The organism is Dryocola clanedunensis subsp. sulfonylureivorans (assembly GCF_016756775.1).
GTDB lineage: Bacteria > Pseudomonadota > Gammaproteobacteria > Enterobacterales > Enterobacteriaceae > Dryocola > Dryocola clanedunensis.
The window spans coordinates 1-734 of sequence record NZ_JAERMU010000076.1; the positions used below are offsets into that span (position 1 = coordinate 1).

The following is a 734-nucleotide window of genomic DNA, read 5'->3' on the forward strand; positions in this document are numbered from 1 at the left end:
AACAGCGAGGGGCGGTAGCGTGCCCGGAAGACATAAAGAGAGAAACTCATGGAAAATCCAGCCGTCCTGTTACGCCGTCTTAATCCTTACTGCGCCCGCGCCATGGAAGGGGCTGCCTCACTGTGTCAGACCCGAGCACATGCGGAAATCCTGCCCGAGCACTGGCTGCTGAAGCTGCTGGAGCAGGGCGAAGGTGACCTGACGGTGCTGGCGCGCCGCTACGAATGGGACATGGATGCGCTGTGGCAGGATTTACTGGGCTGGCTGGATAAATTACCGCGCTCGGTGCGCACCCGCCCGCAGCTTTCCGACGGCATTCAGACGCTGATGCAGGAGGCCTGGATGCTGGCCTCGCTCGCCGGGGAAGAGCAGATCCGCAGCGTTCATCTGCTGATGGCGCTGGTCGATAAGCCGAAACTGGCCCGCTGCGACGGCCTGTGGCCGCTGCTGACGCTGGGCCAGAGCCAGCTTGAGCGTCTGCGTCCCCTTCTGGACGCGCAGTCTGACGAACGTCCTGATATTCAGCAGGAAGCCGGGCTGGCGCAGAGCGGCGGCAGCGTGGAGAGGATAGGGCATGCAGACGGAGCAGAGGTAAAAGAGGGGGAGCTGAATCCCGCGCTCCAGAACGCGCTGGATAAATTCACTCTCGATGTCACCGCCAAAGCGCGTGAAGGCAACATCGATCCGGTCTTTGGCCGTGACACCGAAATTCGCCAGATGGTGGATATTCTCTC

At 61.6% G+C, this 734-nt stretch carries 1 protein-coding gene; it reads left to right on the top strand.

Features of this window, described 5'->3' with window-relative positions; all coding sequences use genetic code 11:
* Window positions 1-48 precede the first annotated feature (48 nt).
* On the top strand, window positions 49-734 hold a 686-nt coding region (locus tag HYQ67_RS23845; protein ID WP_272929798.1), incomplete at its 3' end, for a Clp protease N-terminal domain-containing protein.